This is a genomic window from Streptomyces roseochromogenus subsp. oscitans DS 12.976, from assembly GCF_000497445.1.
Classification (GTDB): Bacteria; Actinomycetota; Actinomycetes; order Streptomycetales; family Streptomycetaceae; genus Streptomyces; species Streptomyces oscitans.
This window is the reverse complement of sequence record NZ_CM002286.1, coordinates 39175-64366: the sequence shown is the minus strand read 5'-3', so window position 1 is coordinate 64366 and position 25192 is coordinate 39175. Positions and strand designations below refer to the sequence as shown.

Annotated in this window: 27 protein-coding genes; 12 read left to right on the top strand and 15 right to left on the bottom strand. The window is 70.0% G+C overall.

Features of this window, described 5'->3' with window-relative positions; genetic code table 11:
- Positions 1-306: 306 nt before the first annotated feature.
- The 11 genes from M878_RS91660 to M878_RS91615 all read left to right on the top strand — a co-directional run bounded on the left by M878_RS91660 (position 307) and on the right by M878_RS91615 (position 7352).
- Positions 307-561, top strand: coding sequence for a hypothetical protein (locus tag M878_RS91660; RefSeq protein WP_023554059.1), 255 nt, complete (start codon positions 307-309; stop codon positions 559-561).
- 257 nt (positions 562-818) lie between these two features.
- Positions 819-1376 carry a hypothetical protein gene (locus M878_RS50695; protein WP_023554058.1) on the top strand — a complete coding sequence of 186 codons (558 nt, stop codon included), beginning with the start codon at positions 819-821 and terminating at the stop codon, positions 1374-1376.
- Positions 1377-1380: 4 nt separating this feature from the next.
- Complete coding sequence (locus tag M878_RS91655) at positions 1381-1665, top strand: hypothetical protein (RefSeq protein ID WP_023554057.1); 285 nt, start codon at positions 1381-1383, stop codon at positions 1663-1665.
- Positions 1666-1740: 75 nt separating this feature from the next.
- Positions 1741-2202, top strand: coding sequence for a Pycsar system effector family protein (locus tag M878_RS91650; RefSeq protein WP_023554056.1), 462 nt, complete (start codon positions 1741-1743; stop codon positions 2200-2202).
- Positions 2203-2210: 8 nt separating this feature from the next.
- The gene (locus tag M878_RS91645; RefSeq protein WP_031227497.1) at positions 2211-2552 is read left to right on the top strand and encodes a hypothetical protein; all 342 of its coding nucleotides are present in this window, start codon (positions 2211-2213) and stop codon (positions 2550-2552) included.
- Complete coding sequence (locus M878_RS91640; protein WP_023554054.1) at positions 2549-3529, top strand: ATP-binding protein; 981 nt, start codon at positions 2549-2551, stop codon at positions 3527-3529. Before M878_RS91645 ends, M878_RS91640 begins: the two co-directional genes overlap by 4 nt.
- A complete protein-coding gene (locus M878_RS91635) occupies positions 3526-3726 on the top strand; it encodes a hypothetical protein (RefSeq protein WP_023554053.1) in 201 nt (66 codons plus the stop codon). Before M878_RS91640 ends, M878_RS91635 begins: the two co-directional genes overlap by 4 nt.
- A 12-nt stretch (positions 3727-3738) precedes the next feature.
- Positions 3739-4050, top strand: coding sequence for a hypothetical protein (locus tag M878_RS91630; protein ID WP_023554052.1), 312 nt, complete (start codon positions 3739-3741; stop codon positions 4048-4050).
- Between the two features lie 124 nt (positions 4051-4174).
- Positions 4175-4858 (top strand): hypothetical protein, encoded by a 684-nt coding sequence (locus M878_RS91625; protein ID WP_023554051.1) that lies wholly within the window; start codon positions 4175-4177, stop codon positions 4856-4858.
- Between the two features lie 740 nt (positions 4859-5598).
- Positions 5599-6582 carry a ParA family protein gene (locus M878_RS91620; RefSeq protein ID WP_158692950.1) on the top strand — a complete coding sequence of 328 codons (984 nt, stop codon included), beginning with the start codon at positions 5599-5601 and terminating at the stop codon, positions 6580-6582.
- Positions 6579-7352 (top strand): hypothetical protein, encoded by a 774-nt coding sequence (locus tag M878_RS91615; RefSeq protein ID WP_023554049.1) that lies wholly within the window; start codon positions 6579-6581, stop codon positions 7350-7352. Before M878_RS91620 ends, M878_RS91615 begins: the two co-directional genes overlap by 4 nt.
- 62 nt (positions 7353-7414) lie before the next feature.
- Here M878_RS91615 and M878_RS91610 read toward each other — a convergent pair whose 3' ends face one another.
- Together M878_RS91610 and M878_RS50690 are read right to left on the bottom strand one after the other, a co-directional pair.
- The gene (locus tag M878_RS91610; protein ID WP_023554048.1) at positions 7415-8407 is read right to left on the bottom strand and encodes a hypothetical protein; all 993 of its coding nucleotides are present in this window, start codon (positions 8405-8407) and stop codon (positions 7415-7417) included.
- Position 8408: 1 nt separating this feature from the next.
- Entirely contained in the window at positions 8409-9338 is a 930-nt protein-coding gene (locus M878_RS50690) for a ParA family protein (protein WP_023554047.1), read from the bottom strand.
- Between the two features lie 380 nt (positions 9339-9718).
- Here M878_RS50690 and M878_RS000000102120 point away from each other — a divergent pair, with 380 nt between their 5' ends.
- Positions 9719-11500 (top strand): DUF2637 domain-containing protein, encoded by a 1782-nt coding sequence (locus M878_RS000000102120; protein ID WP_023554045.1) that lies wholly within the window; start codon positions 9719-9721, stop codon positions 11498-11500.
- Positions 11501-12088: 588 nt separating this feature from the next.
- Here the strand turns inward: M878_RS000000102120 and M878_RS91600 are convergent.
- The 13 genes from M878_RS91600 to M878_RS91550 all read right to left on the bottom strand — a co-directional run bounded on the left by M878_RS91600 (position 12089) and on the right by M878_RS91550 (position 25190).
- A complete protein-coding gene (locus tag M878_RS91600; protein WP_023554044.1) occupies positions 12089-15751 on the bottom strand; it encodes a LysM peptidoglycan-binding domain-containing protein in 3663 nt (1220 codons plus the stop codon).
- A 6-nt stretch (positions 15752-15757) separates the two neighbouring features.
- A complete protein-coding gene (locus M878_RS91595; protein ID WP_023554043.1) occupies positions 15758-16201 on the bottom strand; it encodes a pilus assembly protein TadG-related protein in 444 nt (147 codons plus the stop codon).
- On the bottom strand, positions 16198-16656 hold the full coding sequence (locus M878_RS91590) for a TadE/TadG family type IV pilus assembly protein (RefSeq protein WP_023554042.1): 459 nt from the start codon (positions 16654-16656) through the stop codon (positions 16198-16200). The genes M878_RS91595 and M878_RS91590 overlap by 4 nt, the downstream gene beginning before the upstream one ends.
- Positions 16653-16997, bottom strand: coding sequence for a TadE family protein (locus tag M878_RS50685; RefSeq protein WP_023554041.1), 345 nt, complete (start codon positions 16995-16997; stop codon positions 16653-16655). The genes M878_RS91590 and M878_RS50685 overlap by 4 nt, the downstream gene beginning before the upstream one ends.
- 83 nt (positions 16998-17080) lie before the next feature.
- On the bottom strand, positions 17081-17290 hold the full coding sequence (locus M878_RS91585; RefSeq protein ID WP_023554040.1) for a hypothetical protein: 210 nt from the start codon (positions 17288-17290) through the stop codon (positions 17081-17083).
- Positions 17291-17345: 55 nt separating this feature from the next.
- A complete protein-coding gene (locus tag M878_RS91580) occupies positions 17346-18248 on the bottom strand; it encodes a hypothetical protein (RefSeq protein WP_023554039.1) in 903 nt (300 codons plus the stop codon).
- The gene (locus tag M878_RS91575) at positions 18245-19171 is read right to left on the bottom strand and encodes a type II secretion system F family protein (protein ID WP_023554038.1); all 927 of its coding nucleotides are present in this window, start codon (positions 19169-19171) and stop codon (positions 18245-18247) included. Before M878_RS91575 ends, M878_RS91580 begins: the two co-directional genes overlap by 4 nt.
- On the bottom strand, positions 19171-20802 hold the full coding sequence (locus tag M878_RS91570; protein WP_158692949.1) for a TadA family conjugal transfer-associated ATPase: 1632 nt from the start codon (positions 20800-20802) through the stop codon (positions 19171-19173). The genes M878_RS91575 and M878_RS91570 overlap by 1 nt, the downstream gene beginning before the upstream one ends.
- Entirely contained in the window at positions 20795-21685 is an 891-nt protein-coding gene (locus tag M878_RS91565) for a P-loop NTPase family protein (protein ID WP_023554036.1), read from the bottom strand. Before M878_RS91565 ends, M878_RS91570 begins: the two co-directional genes overlap by 8 nt.
- 2 nt (positions 21686-21687) lie before the next feature.
- Positions 21688-22386 carry an SAF domain-containing protein gene (locus M878_RS91560; RefSeq protein WP_023554035.1) on the bottom strand — a complete coding sequence of 233 codons (699 nt, stop codon included), beginning with the start codon at positions 22384-22386 and terminating at the stop codon, positions 21688-21690.
- Positions 22387-22430: 44 nt separating this feature from the next.
- Positions 22431-23084 (bottom strand): hypothetical protein, encoded by a 654-nt coding sequence (locus tag M878_RS91555; RefSeq protein WP_023554034.1) that lies wholly within the window; start codon positions 23082-23084, stop codon positions 22431-22433.
- A gap of 230 nt (positions 23085-23314) precedes the next feature.
- Positions 23315-23866, bottom strand: a complete 552-nt coding sequence (locus M878_RS50675; protein ID WP_158692948.1) for a hypothetical protein — start codon at positions 23864-23866, stop codon at positions 23315-23317.
- A gap of 292 nt (positions 23867-24158) precedes the next feature.
- The gene (locus M878_RS91550) at positions 24159-25190 is read right to left on the bottom strand and encodes a hypothetical protein (protein ID WP_023554032.1); all 1032 of its coding nucleotides are present in this window, start codon (positions 25188-25190) and stop codon (positions 24159-24161) included.
- Positions 25191-25192 lie beyond the last annotated feature (2 nt).

Below are 25192 nucleotides of genomic sequence, written 5' to 3'. Positions count from 1 at the left end.
CGGATAGCCCCTCGCCGGTGGGGCGCCGTCATCCCTGCCACCGACCCGCTGGAAGAACAGCTCGCCGCCCTCCTGTGGGCCCTCGCGAGCATCTTCGCCCTGCGTGGCCTGAGTCTGCGCCCGGTCATCAACAACCCAGCCCCCGCTGCGCCGCAGGTCAACGTCTACCCCGCGTTCCACTTCCCGCTGCAGCCCACGCACGACCACGACGACCTGGACGACGAACCCGACAACGTTCATCCGCTCCAGCGCAGACCCGCCCGCCACCCCTGTCCAGCACCACCACCGAGCATCGAAGGGAATCTGATGAAGCCTCAGTCGGAGAAGACCGTGTTCTGGGTCGGCACCTTCCACGGGAGCCACGACGGCCTCCCCGCCAAGGTCACCGCGACCCACGACGACACCCGCCTCGAGCCGTACGTATGGACGTGCACGTGCGGCGCGTCCCGCTCTTTCCCGACCGTGCACGGCGTATTCGACACCGCCTGGCGGCACACCCACCCCTCCCGCTTCGACCGGCTTCGGTCGTGGGCCACCCGCCGCTTCCGCACCGCCCGCTGACCTGACGCTCTGCCTGGTCTCGCCCCGCCCCGCACCCCGGGGCCGGGCGAGGACCGGACAGACGCCTGGCCGAACGCACCACCCGCTGCGCTGCAAGCGCCGGTACTACTTCTGCCTCCCGCTGCGCACCCAGGGCTGCTGCGACCTCTGCGACAAGGGCTACGAGCCCAGCCCCGACACCTGCATGCCGTCCACGGCCTCGGCCGGTCACCGGCTGGCCGCCTGATCAGCGACCCTCCCGAAGGAGAAGCCACCGCATGGCACTGAGCCTGTTCATCCGCCGCCCTGCCGTACAGGATCAGGCGACCTGGACGCCGCCGGGCACGATCGTCGTCCAGCGCTACCGCAACATCGTCGGACCGGCCGAAGGCGCGGTCGTCCTTGTCTACACCGCCGACAGCGACCGCCGCAGCGCGTACTTCGCCGCCGCCTGCCTCGGCTGCACTTACCGCGCCGCCAGCACCGACCGCCTGTCCCGGCTGACGGAGAAGGTCGCCGCCAACCTCGCCAACGCCCACGCGGCCGACTGCCGCGCGATGAACTGCGGCATCCCGGCCGCACCCGACGACACCGAAGCCGCGCAGATGGTGGGCTCCCGGCTGTGGGGCCTGCGCCCGCACCGCACCACCAGCCCTCACTACGTCCACCTCACCGACTTCCACGTGGACCGCGTCGACCTCCAGCGCGACGACGACTTCATCAATCAGACGATGGTCCAGCTCACCCAGAGCGAGCCGCACTTCCTCACGTCCCAGCCCAACTCCAGCGGCACCGGCACCCAGTTCCTGGTCCAGCCGCACCCGCCCCGGAACTGACGCGGTGCGCGCCCGAACCGCCCTGCTGCTCGCGGCTGCCGTATCGCTCACGGCCACGACGGCCGCCGTCGCACTCAAGGCCGGCGCCTGGGAGCTGACCGCATCCCGGCACGCCATCCGGCTCTCCCCCAAACCCCGTCCGGGCTGCCCGGACTGCAAGGGCGAAGGCGGCTGGTGGTCCGAGGGCCTCTACCCGGGCGGCGAGATGTGCTGGTGCTGGGACCGCCCCGTGCGGACCCTCCGACTCCTGCCTGTCCGTGACCCCTGGCCGGACGAACCGCCTTTCTGATCTCCGATGCGCCAAAGCCACCCCGGGCGGCCCACACGGGCCGCCCCTTCACGTTCCGCAAGGAGAACCCCGCTCATGACGACCGTCACGGTCCCCGCCTCCACCGTCGACAAGAACCTGGACACCGCCTGCGCATCCGTCGTCAACGAGATCGGACGCACGGACAGCAAGTCGTCCTGGCTGCTCGCCTTCAACGGCGCCGTCCTCGCCGGCCTCGCGTCCATCGCCGACAAGAACCTGCCGACCGCGACGAAGGTCTTCGGCGCACTCGCCGTCCTCGCCCTGGGCGCGGCCGCCGTGCTGCTGCTCTTGGTCGTCAGGCCCCGCCTGCGCGGCGACGACAAGGCGTCCTTCCCGTACTGGGCACGCCTGGACGAAGACGAGATCCGCGCCTGCATGGACGGCGACACCCGAGCCGCCCGCATCAGGGTCCTGTCCACCCTCGCCGTACGGAAGTTCACCCACCTGCGGCGCGCGGTCGACTTGTCGCTCGGCGCCCTGGTGCTGCTCGCCCTGGCCGCCGGACTCGCGCTGTGACGGCGGCCGTGACCCGCACGCGCCTGGAGCGCGTCCGAGCCTCGCTCGGCATCGCCTCCCTGGCCCTCCAGCAGGTTCAGGACGACCTGAACGCCGACGACGTCGACGCCCGCGAGCTCGCAGCGATCCTGCGCGAGTTCCGGGAGGACATCGACGCCCCCGGCGGTCTCCTCCCGATGCTCGCGCAGGTGGTCAGCACCGCAGCGCGGCGGGCGGAGCAGATCGAGCCGGACCGCGATGGCGACGCCTCCTGCTACCTGCACGAGGCCGCCGCCCTGATCACCGACAACGCCGGGCAGCGCCTGAACTGGTCTGCCCGCTCCCTCGACCCGCAAGGAGACGTCGAATGACCTCGGTGCTGTACCCGGAGCTGCCCGACAACGCGCTGATCGTGCTGATCGGCGCCGCCGGCGCGGGCAAGTCCACGCTCGCCCGCACCTGGCCGGCCTCCCAGGTCCTCTCGCTCGACGCTCTGCGCGGCGTGGTCAGTGACTGCCCCGGCCAACAAGACGCCACGGCTGATGCCGCCGACGTCCTCAAGCTGATCCTGGAGCGCCGGATGGCCCGGGGACTCAACACGGTGATCGACGCAACCAATTGCGAGCAGCACACTAGGGCGGAACTGGTGATGGCTGCCAAGCGGAACGGCATGCCGACCGTCGCTATCATCGTCGCCACACCGCTGGCCGTGTGCCTGGAACGGCAGGGCCCGCGCCCGGACAACCGGCGCGTGCCCGAGGACGTCGTCCGCGCCCAGCACCAGGCGATGCTGCACTCGCACCAACGGCTGGCCGCCGAAGGCTTCAACACCATTGTCTTCGCCGACAACCTCCACCGGCTGGAGCCGTTCCTGAAGCGGCTCTCGCAGGCCCGCGAGGCCGACCTCGGGCGCGACGGCGGCGAGGGCCTGGGCAGCCTGCTCCTGGTCAGCCGCTTCTTCGGGCCGGAGATCCTGCCGCTGTGGCAGTGGCGGCGCGGCTCGGACCTGGTGACCGGCCGGGACCGCGTCGCGGAGATCCGCCTCGGTGAGCAGCACCTCACCCTCGCGTTCCGCGACGACGTCGACGGCGAGGGCGACTTCGGCTTCGACGTCCTGCTGCCCTGCCCCTTCGACCCTGAGTGCACCGGGCAGGCGTGGGCGCCCGTCTACTCGATTACCGACCTGCACAGGGCGCTGACTGGCGCCATGGACAGCGACCTGGACATCGTCTGCACCGTCCACGGCGGCTTCGACGACGTCGACCAGGAAGCCGACGACCACGACCTGGACGACGACCCCGAGGGCCGCGCGGACCTGGAGGCACAGTTCGCGGACGCGGTCGCATGAGCCGTGCCGCCGACGGCTCCCACCCGCACCCGATCACCCCGGCCGAACTCCCGTCCGTGGATGAGTGGTGGCACGGCTGCCCGGAGTGCCACCTGCCGATCCAGGGCGGCGCCGCGGGCCTCGCCGCGCACCGCCGCACCGTCCACACCCACGCCGGTGATCCCCGGCGGCCCATCACGATCCGGTTCGACTACTGACCTGGAGGCCCCGTGACCACCCAGACTAAGGCCGACACCTTCGCCGCGCTCCGCGACTGCTTCGCCGCCGACCTCGCCGCTCTGATCGGCGAGCAGCCGCCGCGCCCGGCCAAGCCGATTGCGTTTGCGTTCATCGAGCTGGTCGAAGAAGTCCGCGACGTCCTCGGCGCGTCCAGCCTCGGTAACTGGCAGGACGCCAGCGAGGACCTCGACTCCGCCGTCACCTACCTCACCGACGTGCTGACCAGCTCGCCCGCAGATCAGCCCTCGCTTCTGGTCCGGGCGCGCACCCACCTGCGCGACGCCATCGCGACGGCCGGCTGAACCGCGAGTTGAGCGCACTCTGTGCCGCTCCGGCCCCGCACCTCGAGCGCCGCGCCCGACCGGAAGGCCGGCGCGGCGCTTCCCATCCCGCCTTTCATCAGCACACCCAACAGGAGTCGACCCGATGAAGCGCCTCTTCTTCCGTCGCTGCGCCCACGCCCCTGGCGCCCTCACCCTCGAGGACCAGGCCGTCGTCGACCAGTTCCGCGCGATGCTCGCCGCCGTGCGTAACCCGGAGCCCTGGACGCCCGGCGACGCCCAGGACATCGCTGTGCAGATCGGGCCGTTCGTGGAACGCGCGCACACCCGGCCCGGCGACGACCACGGCCCCGACATGATTGCCGTAGCCCTGGTCCACCCCGACACCCCGCACGCTGCGGCCTACCTCCACGGCCGCCAGCTCGGCTACACCGACCGAGGCTGGCTGCGCTGCGAGACGACCGCGATCCTCGGCGTCTGGCAGCACGGCTACGCGATGCTCACCCACGCCGCCGCGGGTCTGCCCCTGCCCGACGACGTTGGCATGGCCCCCGCCCACTACGGCGTTCACGTCGAAGCCCGCCGCAGCGACAACACCGGCTACACGCTGCTCCGCCTCGGCCCCTACGCCCAGACCTGGCTCGCCTCCCGCGACGCCGACCATCTCAACACCGTGTTGGAGGGCCGGGCAGCCACCGTCATCCCCGGCTTCACCGTCACCGCGAAGGGAGCCGTGTTCGACGTCAGCGACCACGAGACCTACGCCGACCCGCACGATGCTGACATCGCCGCGCTCCTAGCCGACGCCATCGCGGGAGTGCGCGCGTGACCAACCGACCGTCGGCGTCGGCGCTCCGGACGGCGACGGGGCCCACCCGGCGCGTTCATCTTGCTCGGACACCCCACCTAGGAGGGAAGGGATAGGAGGTAGCTGCCCGCACCTGGAATGTGGCCACGCCGACGAACCGGCAGCGGTGCACGGAGCTGCATCGCGTACGACGCGATCATCGGCAACGCAGACGCCAGCTAGGTAGCTGCCTGTCCATACCCGGGCGTCACTGGCGGACGCCTCCCGCGCTGATCGTGAAGCCCGAAAGGCTGCCGGGTTCGAGTCGATGCCCGTTTGCTCTGGCTGCAGACGCCTCCCTGGACAGCCTTCACCGCGACCATGCAGCCAATGCCCTTGCCCGCCTCAGTGACGCAGCGCCTCCTCCATAGAGACAGGACACTCTGTTTTGGGCTGCCGACCCCGAGAAATGGGGCCTGTGGGCTCGACTCCCCAATTGGGGAGTCGGCGGCACCGCTGCCAGCGGCACGTCGATTGTCGCTTCTGCGCTGGCTGATAGCGCGGTAGCCGGTGTGCTAGGGGCCTCGCTAGTCGGCTGGCTAGGCGGGTCGTCGACTCTCGTGTCTATGGCGGTGCGGCTTGGTCTGGCACTCGACAGGGCCGAACAGACGAAGGAGGGCCAGCGGGTTGTGGTGTGCCTGTGTGTCGTCCCGGGTGTCCGCGCCGTTCTCCTTATCTTCGATCATCACATGATGTCCGTAAATTGACGGGATGTGATGTTTGTGCCTCTACGTACCGTGAGGCTCGGCGTCGTCGACCTCAGCCGCGTCAAAGCCGCACTGCGTAGACGGCTGCAGCTGATGAGCGAGGGCGTCCACGACCGCAAGGTCATCGTCATCATCAACGGCAAGGGAGGGGTCGGTAAGAGCAGCCTGTCCGCAGCCATCGCCGCCGCCCTCGCCAAGACCGGGCTGCAGGTCCTGCTCATCGAGATCGACGAACAGGGCAACCACTGCGAGGACCTCGGCACCACCGGCACCGAACTCGCAGACGACGGCCAGGCCCAGGCCGCCGCCATCCTCGAGGGCAAGCCCCTCACCCCGACCGGCGAGGCGCGGCCCAACCTGTACGTGGTTCCCGGCGGAAGCGCACTGCAGGATGTGATCGAGGAGCTGTATTGCCAGCGGCGCGTCGCCGCGACCAGTGACGACCCAGAGGATCAGCTCGCCTGGATGGGTATGTACGCGTCGGCCATCGACGCCGTCCGCCACCTCTACGACGTCATCGTCCTCGATGTCGCCCCCGGGTCCGAACCCCTGCAACTACAGGCGCTCGTCGCCGGCGACATGGCCTTGGTCCCCACCCGGTCCGACCCCTCGTCTCGAAAGGGGCTAAGGACCGTGGCTCGCCGGTTCGCCGTCGCCATGCGTCTTAACCCGCAGCTACGGCTGCTGGGCGTGGTGCTGTTCGCGACGGCGTCGGCGGCCACCAGAGTCCAGCAGAAGATCAGGGATCAGCTCGCCCACGATCTCAACGGTGCGGCCGGGGTCATGGAGCAGACCATCCGCCATGTCGAAGCGGCTGCCGTCGCCTGCCGTACCCACGGGCGGGTGCCGCAGGAGCTCGCCGCGAGTCCCGACCTGGACCCCGCGCTCAGACGCTCGATGAAGGCGCTGGCCGGCGACTACCGGTCGCTGGCTCTGGAGGTCCTGCAGGCGAAGGCGGAACTCGACCAGGCTGACGCGAACCGAAAGGCACGGCGATGACCAAGGACACCACCACGACCGGCGAGACCAAGGTAGGCACGGCGAACGCACCGGCGCTGCGGGGCGGACTGCCCGAGGACGCAGCTCTGGACGCGTTCGCCATCGACAGCAAGACGGCATTGGCCGCGTTCGCGCCCACCGCCCGCTCGCCGCTCTCCGCCTCCGAGGAGACCAGGCCTCTCGATACCGGGGGAGAGGGGGCGCCCGCTGCGCCGACGGCAGCGGAACCCGTGCGGCCGTCCGCCGTTCCGCACATGGCGAGCCCCGTCGACGCCGTGCCCGCTTCGGACGCCGTTCCAGCCGGCCGGATCGAGATCGGGCCCACGCCCGCCAGGGAAGGTAACCTCCCCACCCAATGCACGATCATGGTGCAGCCGCAGGTACGGGAGCGCTTCGGCCGGTACCAAATGGCTCAGAAGGTTGAGACCGGGGTGGAACCCACCAACGCTGTGGTCGTCAAAAGAGCCTTCCTTCACGCCCACCGAAACAACCTGTGGCCGCAGCTGCGTGAAGCCGTACGGCACCGCCAGCAGCCGGTCAGCGAAGAGGACCACGATCCCGACGGCCTGTTCGGTGAGGTGCCGGCCCGTCGCGTCGACCGTGGGGGAGTCAAGCACGGCGTGCAGCAGAGCTTCCGCCCGTCGCAGCAGGAACTCGCCGTGTACGACGCCTACGCCACCGCGTACGCCTTCGATAACCGCTCGGACTTCCTCGACGCCGTACTCGACGCATTCCTTCCGCCCCTGCCCGGGCGGCGAACCTCCCGCTAGGCAGAGACGCAAGGATGGGCGGGGCCGCTTGTCGGCCCCGCCCATCCTTGCGTCTTCAGCAGCTACTCGGGGCGGCGCACCGCAACCGTCCTGCCGATCTTGTTGAGGCTGCTCTCGATCTCGGCCAGCAGCGCGGCGGCGGCTGCCGGCTCCGCCTCGAGGGCGCGCCGCACGGCCGGCTTACTGATGCCGCGCTCCGCCTCGCGCAGCAGCGCGAGCGTCTCGTTTAGCCGCTCCAAGTCGACCGACTTTACGGCGGAACCCTTGGAATCACTGGCCTGTGCGCCGGACTCCCCAATTGGGGAGTCCGGGTTGCCGCCGATCGTCGTGATGTTGTGCACGGGCCCCTCGGTGCCGTTCACGACCGCTGGGTCGGACTGTGCGCCGCCGGTGTCCCCGGCCGGCTCGTTGTCCGTGGCCGGTTCAGGCGCGGGCGGTGGGGGAGCCAGGATGCCCCGCACCATCTGGCCGATCTCAACCGGGCTTGAGTCAGGGGTCAGGGGAGGAAGGCGGCGGGCGACGTCTTCGAGCAGGCTCGCTGTCACGCGCTTCCCCGTACGGGCCACCGCGTCGTAGACGGCGACGGCCGCTGTGTTGCCGGCGGCGTTCTTGATGTCCACCAGCTTCCGCACCTGGGACTCGCGCGGGTGCCAGCCCATCTGTGACAGCGCCTCGCCGATGCGCCATTCGTCCATCAGGCGGTAGGTCTGGGATTCGGAAATCTCCCAGTGCACCCAGACGAAGTCGGCGAAGTTCGGGTGACCGGAGTTGCGGTGAAGGTTGCCGGTCGCCATCGTTTCGAGGCTCTTGCCCGCGATCCAGAAGGCTTTGTGGAGATTGTCCATGCCTGCCTTGCAGGCCTCGAACGTCTTCTCCTCTTCCGGGGTGAGCTCGCCCTCAGCGGCGGGCGGGCGGGGGGCGGGGATGGACTCGAGGGTTGTGCCGACCGGGGCCTTCACCACGACGGTGGCCTCTTGAAGCACTGTGGGCAGTCCGTTGCCCAGCAGGCCCTTCGGCCGGGTTGCGTCGGTCGGGTCGTCGTCGAACGCGCCCATCTCAGGCATTCCTCCTGCAGTACGAGTCGATCTCCACGTTGAGCTCGTCCATCTCCTTAGCCAGCGGCTTGATGGACTCCGGCACTACGTCAGCCCTTGCTGCGCGGCCGGCCGCCACGTCGTAGCTCTTCGCGCTTGTGGGCAGCAGGGCCGCGTACTCGCCGAAGGTCAGGCCCTTCTTACGGGCGTTGACGGCCGGCATCTCGCGGTAGCCGACCACCGTCGACAGCATCGGGGTGCTCGCCCCGAGTACTTCGATCACGTCGCGGCGGACCTCTTCATGGAGCTGGGTGGCGCTCGGATTGGACCCGTACAGGCAGGCCCCGGCGACCTGGAGGTGCGGGTTGATCTGGCTACGCACGAGTTTGTAGTTGCGGGCGATGCGCCGCATGCCGCCGATGGAGGAGTCGTCGGAGCGGGTGGGTACGAACAGCCATCGGGCCGCGGTCAGCGCCAGCTGCTCGAGGGGGTCCTGTTCCGGTGCGCTGTCGATGACGATGCGGTCGTACCACCGGGCGATGGGGGCGATCGCCCGGTGGAGGGAGGCGACGACGTGGATGCCTTCGATGGGCATGCGTGCGGTCAGCAGGGTCAGGAGTTCACCGACGGCCGGCCCGCCCGGCACGACGTCGAGGTTGGGGCGTACTTCCCGGACCGGCAGCAGGGCGGTGCGGTCGTGGATCGCCCGGTAGAGGCCTTCGCCCTTGAGTACCGAGGGTCCGTCGGGGCGCAGTCCGCGGTCGTACCGCTCGATGCCCAGGTCGTCGTCGTCCTGGCTGGTGACACAGATAAGGAGGGTGCGCTGGCCTTGCGCCGCATGCCAGGCGGCCTTGTGGGCGGCGATTGTGCTCTTTCCGACGCCACCTTTCCCCGTGCCGATCATGACGGCGTTCTCGTGTGGCTCGACGGCATCCACGGCATCGCTCAGCACGAAGAAGCCTCCTTGGTACGTACTTGTGCGCACCCGGGTGAGGCGCGGCACACGGCATCCTGGCACACCTCGCCCCTTGGAATCTCTGGGCCATCGGCTCGACTCCCCAATTGGGGAGTCCACTCGAGCAGAGGCGGAGCCAACGCCGAGCCCGCATGCCGTGGTTGATCCGGTACAACCGGAGCAAGATCAATTAAGTGAACTGGGCCACACCGAGCCGACACGAACGGGGCAGATGATCACTATTCGTTGACGATCGGACGCTCTGCCTCGCCGAACTGCTGCTTCGCGATGCCGCACGTGAGAGTGTGATGCCCGTTCAGAAGTGAGGCTCTGGAGGAGGGCAGGAGCACGTGGCCGCGCCACCGCAGCTGACTCGGATGCACCGCGTTCTCATCGGCGTGGTCGTGACCGGCGCCTTGATCATCGCTGGCATCGGCTTTGCCGGCTCCTACGCGGCCGTCCGGGCTCTGGCCATCAAGAAGGGCTTCGGGAACTTCTCCTACGTGTTCCCGGTCGGCATCGACGCGGGCATCTGTGTCTTGCTGGCCCTAGATCTGCTCCTGACCTGGATACGCATCCCCTTCCCGCTGCTACGTCAGACCGCCTGGCTGCTGACCGCGGCGACCATCGCCTTCAACGGTGCGGCCGCATGGCCGGACCCACTGGGCGTCGGCATGCACGCGGTGATCCCAATCCTGTTCGTGGTCGCGGTCGAGGCGGCCCGGCACGCGATCGGCCGGATCGCCGACATCACAGCCGACAAGCACATGGAAGGCGTCCGCCTCACCCGCTGGCTGCTCTCACCGGTGCCGACCTTCCTCCTCTGGCGCCGCATGAAGCTGTGGGAGCTGCGCTCCTACGACCAGGTGATCAAGCTGGAGCAGGAACGCCTCGTCTACCAAGCGAGTCTGCGCTCCCGCTACGGCCGGGCATGGCGCCGGAAGGCTCCAGTGGAGTCGCTCATGCCGCTGCGGCTGGCTCGCTACGGTGTTCCCCTCGCTGAGACTGCGCCCGCGGGGCTGGCCGCCGCGGGCATCGATGAGCCGCCGATCGCGTTCACCAGCTCACGGGCCCCGGTCCTCGTGTCCGCGCCGACCGCTGCGCTGGAGGTCGGTGCTCGCGATGGGGCAGCAGACGTGCACCCCGTCGGGTCGGCAACTGAGACGGCCGCGGCCGGGCCCGAGGCTGAAGAGCCGAACCCGCCAGTGCAGGCAGCGGCGATACAGAAGGAGACCGAGGCGCTCGGCGAGGCCTACCGGGCGTGGCTGTCCAACTTCCAGGCCGAACCGACCGCCGCCCAGTTCGCGCTCTGGATTCACGACAACCTGGGCATCGGCACCGGCGTCGGCGAGCCGCTGTCGGATGAACAGGTGCAGCCCCTGCTCGAGGTCCTGAAGGAACGCTACGGCGCTGAGATGCCCCCGGATGACGCCGAGACCGCTGCGGATGGCCCGCAGGAGCAGGGCGGTGATGAGTTTTCGTGGGAGGACTACTTCCACAGTGCGTGGGTCGCGTACACGCAGGAACGCGGCGGTCAGCCCAGCGGGGCTGCGCTCGCCGCGTACGTGTACGAGCGGGACGGAATCACCAACGCGGCCGGTGGACCCATCACCGCCGAGGACCTGGAGGCATTCGTTGCCCGCTTCCAGGAGCGCACGTTCGGAAGTGTTCCGATGAACGAGGAAGCCGACGGCGCCAAGACCGGTCCCGTTGACCAGGGTGCGGCGCGGGCGGCATCTTCGTACGCCGATCGGTCGTCCGTGATGCCGGCGCGTGTTGAGCAGTCGGCTATGACGCCCACCGCATCGGCAGCCGAGGCACCCCAACCTCTTGACCTGCCACAGCAGCAGACCGTGCGCAATCTCGCCCCCAGCCCGTCAGCAAGTTCATCGGCGGGCAATGAGGCCACCGCCCGGATGCCGGAACAAGCGGCCCGGGAGCAGGATCTGGATCCGATCCAGCAGCAGATCGCTCAGGTGGCCGGATGGTTGGCCGAGGCTGAGGAGGCCGGTAAGAAGCTGTCCGGGTCCGAGGTAGGCCGGCGGCTGGGCGTGGCCGAGCGGACGGGCCGACGACGGCTGGCGGAGGCGGAGAAGTATCTGTCGGAGCAGCGACGCCAGCAGGCCCGGGCACACCTGCGGTCGGTCACTGACCGATGACTGACCCCGGGCCGTGGCCGATGGCGCCGCAGTGATCGCAGCGGCCACGTCTCGGTCCCATGGCCGAACGGCGGCCGGTGGCCGACTCGGGCTGTGACCGGCCACCGGCCACTCGATCGGCCACGTGGCCGACCAGGCCCGATGCCGTGGCCGACGGGCTGTGACCGGTGGCCGATCCTGGCTTCATCGGTCACCGGCCAGTGGCCGGGCATCCCGAAAACGGCCACCCGTTCCGGCGCCGCGATGACCGGGTACAGGGAGAGGCCGCCCCGCGGGCGGCTGGTGGGGGCAAGGGGTTGGGTATCCCGCAGACCGGGGTATGCGGTGGTGCTCCGAGCGGGATACCCGCAGCTTGAGGGCAACAGCTGGCGACCTCATCCACGACAGGCGTGGCCCGATCAGGAACTGCGACGTTCGAGGCAGGGTGGCATCCGGCGGATGGCCGGTCGGGGCGGCGTGGCCGGTGTGGCCAAGTCCAGCGGCCACAGCCGACGAACACGGCCACGGCGCCGGGGCAAGTGGCCGGTGCCGTGGCCGGTTGAGTTCACCGGCTGCGCCGCTCCTTGGCTCGTCGCTGCGAGGGGCGGGTCAGATCCTGGCGCGGAGTTGGTCGAGGACGGCGAGGGTCTCGTCGTCGAGTTCGAGTTCGTTGTTCTCGGTGAACTCCTCCAGCCATGTGGCGGCGCGCTCCAGTGCCTCGTAGTCGCCGATCGCCGCGTAGGCCTGGAAGAGGATGCGGTGTAGGGATTCGACGGCGGGGGCAACCTCCAGGCCCTTGGTGGCCGCCCAGAGAGCGCTGCGCGGGTCGTGGGCGGCCAGACGGCGCTCGGCCAGGATCTCCGCTGCGTCCACGATCTCCATGGTCATCACCAGGGCAAGATGCTCGGCCCACTTGTAGCGGCGCCGGTCAGTGGAGGAGAACGGTCGGCCGCGTACGAGCTCCAGGGCGCGCCGCAGCGCCAAGTCCGCGTGCGCGGTGTTCGGGTCCTTCCCGGCCTGGGTGAGGCGTTGGAAGTTGTGCCAGTCGCAGCCGACCGAGGAGGCGATGCTGTAGCGGCTGTTCGCGGTCTTCAGCAGCGGGATGTACGGCTGGCCGTCGGTGTCTCGGCCGAGCCAGGTCCGCGTCCTGCTGACGACGGCGTTGCGGTACTTGAGGCTGACCTCGTCGCGGTCGGGCCACAGGGCCTCGTCGAGGGCGCGGTGGTCCAGGGCTGCGGCGTGGTGGCCAGGGTGGAGGATGAGCCAGGCGGCGAGTTCGATGTAGGTGCGCTGGCGCTTCTTCTCGGTGAGGGTTCCGCGGGCGCCGACGACGTCGACCGGTCCCAGCACGCGTACCACCGGGTTCGACGTTTCCGCTTCTCCCGTCTCCGTCTCCGTCTCAGTCTTCGGTGAGGCGGTGGCGGACGCGGTCTCGGGCGCGGGTGCGGGGAGGACGTCGGCGGGCAGACGGATACTCACCGTCCTGGTCGGCGCCTGCTGTGCGGGAACCGGACTTGGGGGAGCCGATGGAGCCCGGCCGGGCTTGTCCAGGGCGACGCCCAGGCTTTCGCTGGGTGCGGCGTGCTGAGGCGGGGTGGGAAGGGGGACGGCCGGGCTGTCGTCGTGGCTGCCCTCGTCGGCCTGCTGATCCGCACTGTCGTCGTCGTTGTCGTCGTCTTCGTCATCGAGGGCGGCGAACTGGGCGAGCAGATTCGGCACCCGCTCCGGACCGGATACGGCCGTTGCGTGGCTATCCGAGGCCGCAGCCACAGGGGAATCACCGTCGTCGGTGCCCGCGTCGGTCTCGAAGCCGGGCCTGTGCGCGGCGGGGAGGTGCGGCTCGGGAGCGGGGCTGTCCTCGGCGCGGCTGATGGCGAGGGTCTCCAGCGCGTATGTGTAGTGCTCGTCGGACAGGGCCTGCAATGTGCAGTCGATGTCCACGCCGTCGAGCGGCAGCCGGACGGCGCTGGCCTCGTCGGCGTGCAGCCTCCAGGAACTGTTCACGGGGGTGCCGGGCGGGAGGGAGCCGGTGGTGAGGACGGCGGTGGCAGTGCGCGGCGCGTCGGCGATGACCTGGAGCAGGTCCTCGAGCCCGTCTGCATCACCGGTCTCGGGCATGCGGGCGATGACCAGAGCGGATGTCCAGGCTGCTGCGGTGTCGACGCCTGTGCGGGCATGGCGCACTGTGGCGGTGCCGAGGAGGGCCAGGGCGTGCTGCTGTTCGCCGTGGTGGGTGCGAAGCGCGGCCGCCGCATCGGACAGGTGGGCGTGCTCGGTGACCCGTTCGCCGAGTTCCTCGGCGAGGCCTGGCGCGACGGTGTCTCCGGCCAGGGTCAGGTCGAGGTGATGGGCGAATTCGCTGGTGGCGAGCTCCAGTGCGAGCGTGCGTAGTACCGCGGTGGCGGCCGGTCCGGTCAGGTGCAGGTGGCCGACATGCTCGAGGTCGATGAGGACCAGGCGGCCGTCGTTGTCCCAGCCGAGGCTGACCAGGGCCGGGTAGGGCTCGTCGATGTCTCCGGTCTCGTCGGCCGGGAGGAGTTCGCCGGTGTTGGTGGGGCAGGACCAGCGGGCGAGCTGGTCCGGGGCGGCGGTGAACGGCGGTACAGGGGCAGCTGGCTCGGCCAGGTGCAGCACGATGTCGCGGTCGCCGAGGACGATGACCTCGATGTCGGGCAGCTCGCGGCCGGCGTCGGCGAGATGTACAGCCATGGTGCGCAGGACTGGCTCGAGTACCGCGGTGTCGATGACGGCCTCGGTGACGCGCAGGGCGTGCTCGGTGCGGGCTGCGTCGCCCTGGGGGAGGGCGATGTGGTGGCCGCGGCGCCGTTGGCGTAGCTGGGTGATACGGCGGTAGGCGAGGACGGACAGGAACCCGGTCGCCAGGACACCGGTGGCCAGCAGCCCGAACACCCCCGCCTGCTGCCCACGCTCTGTGCCGGCTGCCGGCGACGGAGACGATGCGGCCGCGGTGGGCACGTCGTGTGTACGGAGGGTGCTGCCCGTCGGGCCCGCGGGGGAGTGCGGCGCAGCGGACTGTCCATCTGGCGTACGGGAGGCGGAGGCAGATGGAGAGGGTGCTGTGGTGGTGCTCGGCGTCGCGGTCTGCGGGGTGGCAGAGGCGGCCGCGGAGGGGCTGGTGGTCTGCTTCTCCTGCGGTGTCGGAGCACCCTTGTCGTGGGTGGGCGACCCGTTGCTGCCGTGGTCGTTCTCGTGATGGGTGGGCTGATCCTGCGGTCGGCCGTGGGTGGCACCCTGCTCTCGGCCGGTGCTGTCGGTGGGCAGGGTGAGGTGCTGTCCCGGATAGATCAGGTCCGGGTTGGTGAAGTGGTGGCCGTACGGCTGCTGTTCTCCCTTGTTCGCTTCGAACAGCTGGGTCCACTTGGCGGCGTCGCCGAGCTGGTCCTGGGCGATCCGGGTCAGGTTGTCGTCGGGCTTGACGGTGTACTCCCGCCGGGCTAGCGTGCTGGCGCCCTTCGACGGCTGGGCAGGCTCGTCGGCGGTGAGTTGGGTGTGCACACCGTCCGGCTCGGTCGCGTGCTCGGCCGCTGCGGGGGAGGAGGCGGGGACGAGGACGGTGGTGCCTGGGGGAAGGATCTTTTCCGTGGGCAGCTGCGGGTTGAGGTGCTGCAGGTCGGGATAGAGCAGTCCGTCGCCGAGGTACTGCTCGGCCAGGTCCCACCAGGTGGTGCCGTCCTTCCCCACGGTGTGTTCGGTGAGCGCCGTTGCCCGGTCGTCGCGTAGGCTGGGAGCGGCTGCCCGGCCCGTCGGCGAGGCGGCGGCCGTGGAGGAGGCGGAAGCCGCTTGCCTGTCGTCGTCGCCGGCAGGGGTGGCTGTCGTGTGGGGGGCGTGGGGGGCGGTCGCGGCGACGGCGGGGGTGGCGGCGCTGGCCGCGGCGGCGGGGGAGGCGAGCAGGATGCTGCCGAGGAGGAAGCCGGCCAGGCGCTGTCCGGTGGCCATGCCGGGCAGCCGCGGCGTGGTCCGGCGGGCCACCACCGCGCCGATCTCGAGGAGGACGGGGATGACCAGCCACAGCCAGGTGATCCAGGCCGCGACGGTGAGCAGGGTCATCAAGCCGCTGCCGTCGTCCGGGCGCATCAGCGCCTCGTGTACGGCGTTCCAGGAGGGCAGTGCGCTGGGCAGGGTGCCGACTGTCAGCAGCAGCCAGGGCACGCCGACGAGGAGGAGGGCGAGGACAGTAAGCGCCCACACGCCCCGCGCCACGGCGAGCGGCCACGTCAGCGTACGGCGCGGGCGGTTTTGGGTGTGGGGCATGGAAGTTCAGCCTCCGGCCTGGTGAAGCAGGGTAGCGGTGCCGTGTCCGGTCACGGGGATGTGCGCGAATCCGATGAGGGATGCGAAGTAGGGGCGGTAGGTGTCGTGGACGGTGACGCTCAGCGTCTGGCCGTCGGCGGCGACGCTGACGTCGCCGTCGACACCATGGGCGGTGAGGTAGGAGCGGGCGGCCGCCTGGGCGGCGTCGGGGTCGACCACGATGGCCTCGCCGGTGATGGCCTCGCCCGGATTGATCTGCTGGGCTCCGGCCCGGGCCGCTTCCTGGGCGAGGTAGTCGGCGCGGGAGTCGGCGTCCAGGGCGGCTCCGCCATCGATGACGAGACCGATGACGAGGAAGGCGATGATGACGATCCCGGCGTAGAACAGCTCCAACTGGCCCCGGTCCCGCTCGGTCCGGAGCGCGACAGCGCGCCGCCAGCGGGCGATCACGAGTTCCCCCGGGTGGCCCAGGTGTCCACTGCGGATGTCATCGACCCCGTCAATGTCTTGGAGCCGCCCAGGCCTGGGACCGCCAGTTCGGACAGCGGCGCCGTGCAGGACACGGTCGCGGTCACGGTCGCGGCCTGGCCGACAGGGGCAGACAGGCCGCGGGTGTCCAGGACGACGCTGATGCTGGCGCAGTGCAGCCCGGAGCGCGCCAGACTCGCCTCCGCGGCCTGGCGGGCGGCGGACTCGCCGCTGGCCGGGTCGGCGGAGATGGAGGCGGTGCGGGCGGCGTCCCGGGCGGCAGCGTCCGCCGCGCTCTGTGCGTTGACGATGCGGCCGCATGCGATGAGCAGACCGAGCAGGACCAGCACCACGGGGACAAAGATCGCCGTGGTCAGGGACGCCCCGCCCCGGTCTCCCCACTCCGGCTGGGGCCGCGAGGTGCTGTGGCGGCTCATTGGCGGAATTTCTCCTTCGGAGCCTGGACGCGCTGGTCGATGTGCCCGTCCCAGCCGGGCACCAGATTGATGACGCTGCCCTGGACCTCGACGCTGACCTGGTTGCCGTTGTCCTCGACCTGGACCGAGGCGCCGGACAGGGACCCGCCCATGCGGGCGAGGAAGTCACGGGCTGCCGTCTGTCCCGCGCCGGGGGCCGCGTTGTAGGCGCGCTGGGCATCCAGGGCCTGCTGTGCGGCGTGGTGGGCGACGGACCGTCCGTGGAAGTAGAGGCCGCCCTGGATCAGTGCGAACAGCATGAGGAAGGCCAGCGGCACCACCATCGACAGCTCCAGCGCCATCGCTCCGCGATCCTGCCGCAGCCGGGCCCGTATCCGGGCCCGTCGGCCAGGCTGTGGTGTCAGAGTGACGGGGGGCAGGTTCATCAGAATCCGGCGATCTGGGCGACCTTCTCCCCGATCTTGGTGTTCGCCGCGGCGTAGACCACCATGATCAGAGTGCCGGTCAGCGCCAGCCCGACGGCCCACTCGAACGCGGTGAACCCGGCGTCCGATCTCGCCTCGATGCGGACGCGGGCGAAGTGCCGCCGGATCGGGCCCAGAAGCTGAGCGATGCGCTTACGAGTGCGGTGCACAGAAATCTTTCCTCTCGAGTTGAACGTCGGCCCACAGACGGACAGGCGGGACCGATCAGAACGTCATGATCCGGACAACGGCGGGAGCCAGCAGAAACGTGGCCATCAAGAACACGATGGCCAGCGACGGCAAGCTCATCTTCTCGGTGGCCTCATTCGCCTGTCCCTTGCGGTCAGCCAGCAGCGCGCGCCGTACGGCGACGGCCTGGGCCTCCAACTGGTTGAACACAGCGGCCTGTTCCTCACCGGCCAAGGCCAGCGCGGCCGCGGGGCGGGACAGTTCGGGCACACCGATCTCCTCACCGAGCGCGCGCAAGGCACTCCACACACTGACGCCAGCCAGCTGGGCATGTTCCACGGTGTCCCTGATCCGCGCCTCCACCACGCCCTCGCCGGGGGCGACCGCTCGCATCAGCGCGTCGGTGGCGCCAGCATCCGAGTTGCGGGCCAGCGCGATCCGCTCCAGCAGGGAGGCCGCGTAGTACTGGTAGGTGCGGCGCGCCTTCTTCGCCTTGTCCCGTACGTCGTCCAGGCACTTGAAGACCATGAAGGCTGCGAACGCGCACCCGGCCAGCAGGGACACCAGCAGCGGCCAGCTCACCCCCATTATCGAGGCGATGAACAAGAACCACTGCGGCAGGAGCACCCCCACCAGGGCGTACAGGGCGCACCGCCCCAGCAGTGAGGCCGGTGACAGCTCCAGCAGCGCCAGGTCGCGGGCGGGCAGCCGCGAGACGAAGGTGTCGGTCTCCATCAACCGGGTGCCGAGCCGGTCCGCCCAGACGGCAGTCCCCCGCCCCTCAGGTACGGCAGCGCGCGCCGGAGCGTAGGCGTCGGGCTGATGGGTGCGACGCAGCGCCTCGGCCAGCGCAGTGCGCTGCGGCATCAGCGCGCGCACCGCCAGAACGAGGCACACCGCGACGATCGCGCCGATCACCATGCCGGGTACAGAGATCACGAGGCCGCTCCCCTCGCGGTCTGCTCGGCTGCGCGTTCACGCGCGGTGGGCAGGGTCCGCGGCTCCGGCTCCAGGCGGGCCATGCGGCGCAGCCACAGCAACGAGGCGACGAACAGCGTGCCCAGGACGATCAGGCCCACCTGTCCCAGCGGGGTGGCGAACGGTGCCGAGTACGAGGGGCTGGCCAGGATCACCGTCACCACGGCCAGCGCGAACAGCGACACCCGGCGCGCCTCGGAGCGGGCCTTGCGCCGCTCCGCCTCGATGTCGTGCAGATCGGAGGCCTGCCGGCTGACCAGAGCGGCCTGCGCGGACAACGCCGCGGCCAGTCCCGGGCCTCGACTCGCGGTGTGGTCACGGAACAGGCGGACGATGTCGTCCCCGATCCGGCTGCCGAGATCGTCACCGAGCATCAGGTACGCCCACCGCGCCGGCATCCCCGAGGACAGCCGCGACGCCAGCATCCCGGTCTCATACCTCAGCGGGGCTGGCACCGTGTCCAGCGTCTTGAGGATCTCCTCCAAAGGCTTGCCGCCGGCGCGGACGCTGGCCAGCTGGTGCAGCCACTCCGCGATCGCCTCCAGCCGGGCGACCTCGGCCTGCTCCGAGCCGCCCGGATACAGGACGAACGGCAGCCCGGCCAGGGCCAGCGCGGCGAGCATGCCGTGCACCGGCCAGCCGGTCAGCGCCCACACCAGCACCCCGAGCACCGCGGACCCGGCCAGCACGAACCGGTAGTTGGAACGCCAGCCCTCCGGGAGTTCGGCCACCGCCCGCCGGGCCCGGGCTCGCACCCGGGTCAGCGGGTTCGACGCGGAGGCGGCTGGCTGCCAGCCGCGCAGCACGGCCACCACCGCGACCAGGCACAGCGCGACCAGCGCGCCGCACAGCGCGCCGAGCCCCGACAGATACGACGAGTCCATCAGGCTGCCGCCCCCTTGCGGCCCACCAGCTGAAGCGGCGGCCAGTCTCCCCGGCCCTTGAACTGGGCCAGCCAGCGCCGGTCGAAGCCGTGCCGCTCCAGATGCCGCATGCGCCGCTCGCTCACCGGTGTGCCCGTCGGCACCGCACGCTCCTCCAGCACCAGGCCGTCCGGGTCCTCGTACGGGCCGAAGATCTTCGACAGGGCGACACCGCCGCCGTCTCCGCGGCCTGCGGTCTCCCATACGTGCGTCACATGCCGGTGCACCCGGCCGCCAATGTGTGTCTCGTCGATCTTGTCGACGTACACGATCAGGTCGACCGCCGCGGCGATCAGCCGGGTGGCCGCGTCCCCGGACAGGCCCGCGCGGGCCAGCGGCACGATCAGGCGCTCAATGACGGTCTCGGGGACCTTGGAGTGGACGGTGCACATGCCGCCGACGCCCGCGCCGACCATCGCCTCGAGCATTGCCACGGCCTCGTCGCCGCGGACCTCGCCCACCATCACCCGTGTCGCCTTGTACCGCAGCGAGATCCGCACCAGGTCGCTGAGCGTGATCTCACCGATTGCCCGGCCGGAGGCATCCCGCTCGCCGTTGCCCTCACGGGCCTGGAAGGCCAGCACATGCGCCGGTGTCTCCGGGCCGTCCAGATTCAGCTCCCGGTCGCTCTCAAGGGTCGCCACCCGCTCATGGGCGGGAATCTCCCGCCCGAGCGCGCGCATCAACGTGGTCTTGCCGGTCGCCATGTTGCCGGCGATCAGGATCGAAAGACCCGCCTTCACCGCGCATGACAGGAAGGAGGCCAGCACCGAGTCGACCATGCCCCGCTGATGCAGCTCCGCGAGTGTGGCCCGTTCCAGGGTGTGGCGGCGGATGGCGATCGTCACCCGCTGGGTGAGCACGGTTGCCGCCACACGCGAGCCGTCCGGCAGCTCGAAGTCGACCGCACCGGTGGTGTACGACAGCAGCCGCTCACCGTGGCCAGAGGAAGATGCCATCTGGTTGACCCACTCAATGGCCTGCCGCCTGCTGGAGAACGGCGAGCGCACCCACTCCTGCGGCCGGCCGTGGGAGTCGATGCACATCCACTCCCCGTCGATCAGCACGTCCTCGACCTCGGGCCGGTCCAGGACCTGCTGCATCTCGCCGGCCAGGTGGATCAGGTTGAACACCTCGGTGCGCACCCGGTCCAACTCCGCATCGGACAGCGGAGGATGCGACAACACCCACCGGGTGGCCCACTCGGCGACCCGGTTGCGCACGCAACTGCGCGTCACCTCGGCCAGATGCCGCTCCTCCAGCTCCTGGCCGCCGCGCCGACGTTCCTTTTTGACGGCGTCGACGTCGTCGGCGACGAGCTGCCGCAGCTTGATGATCTCCTCCCACGGCACCGCGACCGCCCCGGGCAGCTCGGCAACCCCAGCAGTGCTCGCCGGACCCGCCGGACCTGCCGGATCCACCGCGGCCGCTGGTGAGCGGACCGCGGGCGGAACCGGTCCGGCACTCGCGGCAGCGTTCGCAGCAGGTGGTGGTACGGCGGGCGGCTGGGCGCTGCGGTTGGCTGCGTGCTGGGCCAGCAGACCGCCCAGCATCGTGCCGTTCACCCGGCCGTTTCCTTTCGCGTCAGCCACGGGGGACCCCCTGCTGGATCTGCTGCATGATCCGTGCGACCGCCGGGGAGGCGGCGTGGACACGCATCTGCCGGTGCAGCTGGCGCCGGTCCGCGTGCTGACGCAGCGGTCCCATCACGTCCCGGGCGGCACGCATCAGCCGCGATCTGGACACCCCGCGCGGCATCCGGCCCCCGCGCTGCAGGTACGCGGCGGCGGCCTCGTCCCACGGCAACTGGCCCAGCACCGGAACCTCCAGCCCGCGCGACACCTCCGCAGCGTTGTACTCGTCGCCCAACAGCAGCAGCCCCAGCGCCCGTGACCCCGACGCGTGGGTCTCCAGCTCGGTCTGCAGCGCCCTCACCATCGGGTAGGCCAGGTTCTGTGCTTCCTCGGTGGTGCGGACCACCAGCAGAACCACGTCGGCCTGGTGCAGCACGGCGGCGGGCGTCAGCACCGGATGCAGGCGACCGCCTTCGAGGACCATCCGGCCCCCGTCCACGATCACGTCCCACCTCAGCTGCTGATCGGTCAGTTGCAGCACGTTCACCAGCGTCGGCCACACCGTTGTCAGCGACGCGGCCTGCCGCGGATCGGTCAGCCCCGGCAGCGCCACACGGAACTCGCTGTCGTCCATCGGCCACAGGTGATGCGACACCTGCGGGGTGAGGTCCTGATCAGGGCTGGTGCGCTGCAGGTCGGCCTGCGGCAGTTTGTGCAGCCCGATGTGCCCCGTCAACGGCTCCTGGCCCCGTCTGATGTCCTTCAAAAGCCGGTGCCTCAGACTCCCGCCGGCCATGTCCAGCTCGGCTAGGAGCACCGGCCGGGTGCTCTGCAACGCCATCGCGCACGCCGACGTGGTGACGCCGTCCGACTTGGCGGACACCAACGCGATCACCGCCATGGTCAGTTCCCCCCGCGCGGCTCACGGACCAGCGCCACCTGGTTGGCGGCCGCGAGCGTCGCCAGCCGCGCGCCGTCCGCCGGGTCGACAGCGACGTTGACGACCATCGCGCCCGACGCGTCCGGGGTGGACAGCGACTTCACCGTCACCTCGATGACGTCGCTGTTCGAGGTCTGGCTGCTCTTCGACGAGGATGTGCTGCTGCCGGCACCCTGTGCGGGCAGCAGGACCGCGGCGGCCTTGTCTCCGGGCTGCAGCTCGCCGCGGGGCGCGAAACCGCGCTTGACCTCGATGCCGACGATCTCCTTGGTGTCGCCCAGGCCCCCGCCGGCCGTCAGCTGCGAGCGTGTGAGCAGACCGCCGCGGCGCAGGTCCACGGCTGCGATCTGCCCCACCACGGAGTTGCGTTCGGAGGCCGGTACGGGGGACAGGCCGGGGTCTTCGGCGAAGGAGACGGTGACCAGGTCCTGATCGGTGATCTTCTGCCCCGCCTGGACGTCGCGGGCGATCCCCAGCACGCTGACACGGTCACCGGCCCGTGCCACCAGCACGGCCCCGGCCAGGGACCCGAGGAGGGCAGCGAGCACGAGCACCGCGGCCAGCGACCACTTGCGCTTGGAACGGGCCTTGGTACCGGTACTCGGGGCCAGCTCAGGCTGCCGGGGCGAAGCCACATTCGGCGCGAACGATGTCGTGTCCATAATCCAGTGTCCTGTGGTTCCTTGCGGGGGTGGGCAGAGACGGGCTAGGAGTTGACGGCCTGGGACTGGACGATGGTCAGCTGGACACCGGACTGGCGGACTGCGGTGAGCGTCCCCGTCTCCCCGCCGCCGTTCACCTGCCAGTTGACGGTCCACGTCGAAGTGGCCGTGACCCGATACTTGCCGCCCTGCTGCTGGTCCGAGGGCTGGGTGTAGACGTGACCGCAGTCCGGCGAGGCCTTCAGCCCGAACGACTTCTGGTACACCGTTCCAGGGCTGGTGCACGTGACCGAGGTGCCGTCACCCATGTCCCACACGACCTTCGACACCTTCGCCGTCGCGGTCACCGTGACCCCGCCGGCCGAGGCGCTCGCACTGTTCGGCCCCCACGTGGTCTGCGACGTGTCGGCCGCCATCCACACGGGCATCCCCACCAGGCCCTTGCCGCCAGGCTTCGGGTTGATGTCGATACGCGGGCCGAGCAGCGTCATCTTGTCCAGGGCCTCCTGCGCTAGCTGAGCAGGGTCGACCTTGGCCGGAGGGGTAGCGGACCAGAACGTCTGCGGGGGAGCCATCATTCCCACGATGCCGGCGGCGACATCCGCCACAGGGCAGATCCGGGTGTAGACGGCGCCGTCACCGGGGCTGTGCCCCTCCCACAGAGAGCTTCCGGCAGGCGGCTGCGGGTCATCCTTCATCACGACGCACGGTCCCGGCACAGAAGGCCCGTTGCTGCTCTTCCGCGGGGACGACGGCTTGTTGTCGCTCGAACCAGGGGATCCACCGACACCGACCCCTACACAGACCTTTACGGACAAGCAGGGGCCGACGGTAGTGGACGGCTTCGGATCGGGCCCGGCCGCGACAGCGCTCGTAGCGGTGCCCATGCCCAGGACAAGCAGGGCGCTGGCTACCGCAGCACCACGTGTCAGCATGCTCGGTTTTCCGGCTTGTCCTCCAGCATGACCCACTGCTTCCCCCACTTCTCCGCAGTCACGATGCTCACGTACTTGGTGCGCCGGGTCTTGGGCAGGGCTACTTCACTCTTCGTTTTGGCGTCCAGAACTTTCCACGACGAGACGTCGACGCAGTCTGTGATCTGTGCCGATGGGACCTTCTTCTGCAGATCCAGGCTGGTGACCTTGGGATCGATGCGTGGCTTGCCCTCGATGACCTGTCCTGCTGTCCTCATGTTGAGCAGGTCACTCTGGACCAATCCCAGCGCGCTGCCTTGGGCGTACTTCTTGAGATCGGTCCCGTCCAGGCTCGCCTTCGAGTAGGCCTTGACCTCTTCGTCCCAGTAGTGCTTGTAAGCGGTGATGACGTCCTGCTTGGCCGCTGCGTCCGGGTCCGCAGACGCGGAAGCCGTGCTCGCTGCGGAACTGGATGCCGTTGCGGAAGGAGAGGCCTTCCCCGCATGGTTGTTGTCGGACGACCCGCACGCGGTCAACGCCAGCGCCGCCCCCAACGAAAGCGTCAAGCTGATAAGTCGACTTCGCCGATTTCGGGTGCGAAGTCCACCGGATTTCGGTCGTGCTTTGCGCGCCAAGGCGTCTCCCCGTTCGTCGTCGTCGGTGTGGCGGCGGCCTGCGGTTCGGTGCGGTGAGTGATCACGCGGTGACCAGTTCGCCGGGTGCCGTGCACATGCACACGTTAAGCACTTTTTCCGCATCGGCCCACCCTGATATCCCAGTTCACGGGATCGTGACGTCGTAAATCCCGCATCACGGGATACAACTCACGCTATTGAGGCGGACGCTCCCGCTCCGCGGTCAGTTCCCCACGTTGCCCGTGTAGGTGACACGGAGCCCGTCGCTGTTGCCGATCTCGATGGTGACCGGTCCGGGAACGACTTTGGCCGGCAAGGTGAAGTGGGCGGTGACGGTCGCCGTGCGCTGCGGCGCGATGAACGCGCCGGACAGCCCGGTGTACTCCTTGACCGTGTCGGCCTCGGTGAGGCTCTTGCCGTAGTACACATGGACGCTCGCTTCCAGCGGGGTCTGGGAGAGCGGGCTGACTTCTTCCTCCGGGTTGAAGAAGGTCAAGTCCACCTCACAGGCGCGCTGTCCGGAGGCGTCGGTGCCGGTCACCTTCACGGCGGAGACGCGCAGGTAGGTGGTCTCGTTGCCGGCGTGCCAGTCGCCGAAGGCGAGCATCTTCTTGTCCGCGCTGACCGGGTGGATAGCGGAGGCGACCGGCGGGGCCGCAGTGGCGCCGGGGATGGTGTCTTCGAGGTAGCGGGTGCTTTGGCCGTTGGTGTAGGTGAGGGTGAGCGGCTGGCCCTTGGCGGCCTCGGGGACGGCGAAGCCGAGGCGGGCGGTGTAGGTGCCGCCGGGCGGGACGCGGATCGGGTCAGGGCTGTTGGTGAGGGTGTCGAGCGGCAGACCGTCGATGCCGGTGTCGGTGTAGGTAGCTGCGCTGCGCCCGTCGGGGCCGTAGCGGGCCGCCTGGATCAGGTCAGTGGGTACCTGTTGGATCTGGTCGGTGGTGTTGGTGAAGGTGAACGCGGTCGCGAGCGCGATCCAGCCGCTGGGCAGGCCCTTCGCCTTCGTGGTGGCCCGGACGGTCTTCAACGGGCTGGTGGCGACGGCCCACGTCTCGTTGTCGGTGTGCGGGAGCTTTTCGCCAAGCCGGATCATCCCCGTCGGCAGCGCGTCTGCCTGCGCATGATGTGCGCTGGCACTGGGCCGGGCGGTACGGGACGGCTGGCCTGAGCCCACGGTGCCCCCGGAGTGACCGCAGCCGGTGAGCAGGGCGGTGGCCGCGAGGACGGCTGCGGCAGCGGCGTGCTGGCGAAGAAGCATGG

Bases quoted from the DNA above. Each gene is read 5' to 3' on its own strand.
- M878_RS91660 (WP_023554059.1), top strand. From the start codon at position 307: ATGAAGCCTCAGTCGGAGAAGACCGTGTTCTGGGTCGGCACCTTCCAC.
- M878_RS50695 (WP_023554058.1), top strand. From the start codon at position 819: ATGGCACTGAGCCTGTTCATCCGCCGCCCTGCCGTACAGGATCAGGCG.
- M878_RS91650 (WP_023554056.1), top strand. From the start codon at position 1,741: ATGACGACCGTCACGGTCCCCGCCTCCACCGTCGACAAGAACCTGGAC.
- M878_RS91640 (WP_023554054.1), top strand. From the start codon at position 2,549: ATGACCTCGGTGCTGTACCCGGAGCTGCCCGACAACGCGCTGATCGTG.
- M878_RS91635 (WP_023554053.1), top strand. From the start codon at position 3,526: ATGAGCCGTGCCGCCGACGGCTCCCACCCGCACCCGATCACCCCGGCC.
- M878_RS91625 (WP_023554051.1), top strand. From the start codon at position 4,175: ATGAAGCGCCTCTTCTTCCGTCGCTGCGCCCACGCCCCTGGCGCCCTC.
- M878_RS91615 (WP_023554049.1), top strand. From the start codon at position 6,579: ATGACCAAGGACACCACCACGACCGGCGAGACCAAGGTAGGCACGGCG.
- M878_RS91610 (WP_023554048.1), bottom strand. From the start codon at position 8,407: ATGGGCGCGTTCGACGACGACCCGACCGACGCAACCCGGCCGAAGGGC.
- M878_RS000000102120 (WP_023554045.1), top strand. From the start codon at position 9,719: ATGCACCGCGTTCTCATCGGCGTGGTCGTGACCGGCGCCTTGATCATC.
- M878_RS91600 (WP_023554044.1), bottom strand. From the start codon at position 15,751: ATGCCCCACACCCAAAACCGCCCGCGCCGTACGCTGACGTGGCCGCTC.
- M878_RS91590 (WP_023554042.1), bottom strand. From the start codon at position 16,656: ATGAGCCGCCACAGCACCTCGCGGCCCCAGCCGGAGTGGGGAGACCGG.
- M878_RS50685 (WP_023554041.1), bottom strand. From the start codon at position 16,997: ATGGCGCTGGAGCTGTCGATGGTGGTGCCGCTGGCCTTCCTCATGCTG.
- M878_RS91575 (WP_023554038.1), bottom strand. From the start codon at position 19,171: ATGGACTCGTCGTATCTGTCGGGGCTCGGCGCGCTGTGCGGCGCGCTG.
- M878_RS91565 (WP_023554036.1), bottom strand. From the start codon at position 21,685: ATGGCGGTGATCGCGTTGGTGTCCGCCAAGTCGGACGGCGTCACCACG.
- M878_RS91560 (WP_023554035.1), bottom strand. From the start codon at position 22,386: ATGGACACGACATCGTTCGCGCCGAATGTGGCTTCGCCCCGGCAGCCT.
- M878_RS91555 (WP_023554034.1), bottom strand. From the start codon at position 23,084: ATGAAGGATGACCCGCAGCCGCCTGCCGGAAGCTCTCTGTGGGAGGGG.
- M878_RS91550 (WP_023554032.1), bottom strand. From the start codon at position 25,190: ATGCTTCTTCGCCAGCACGCCGCTGCCGCAGCCGTCCTCGCGGCCACC.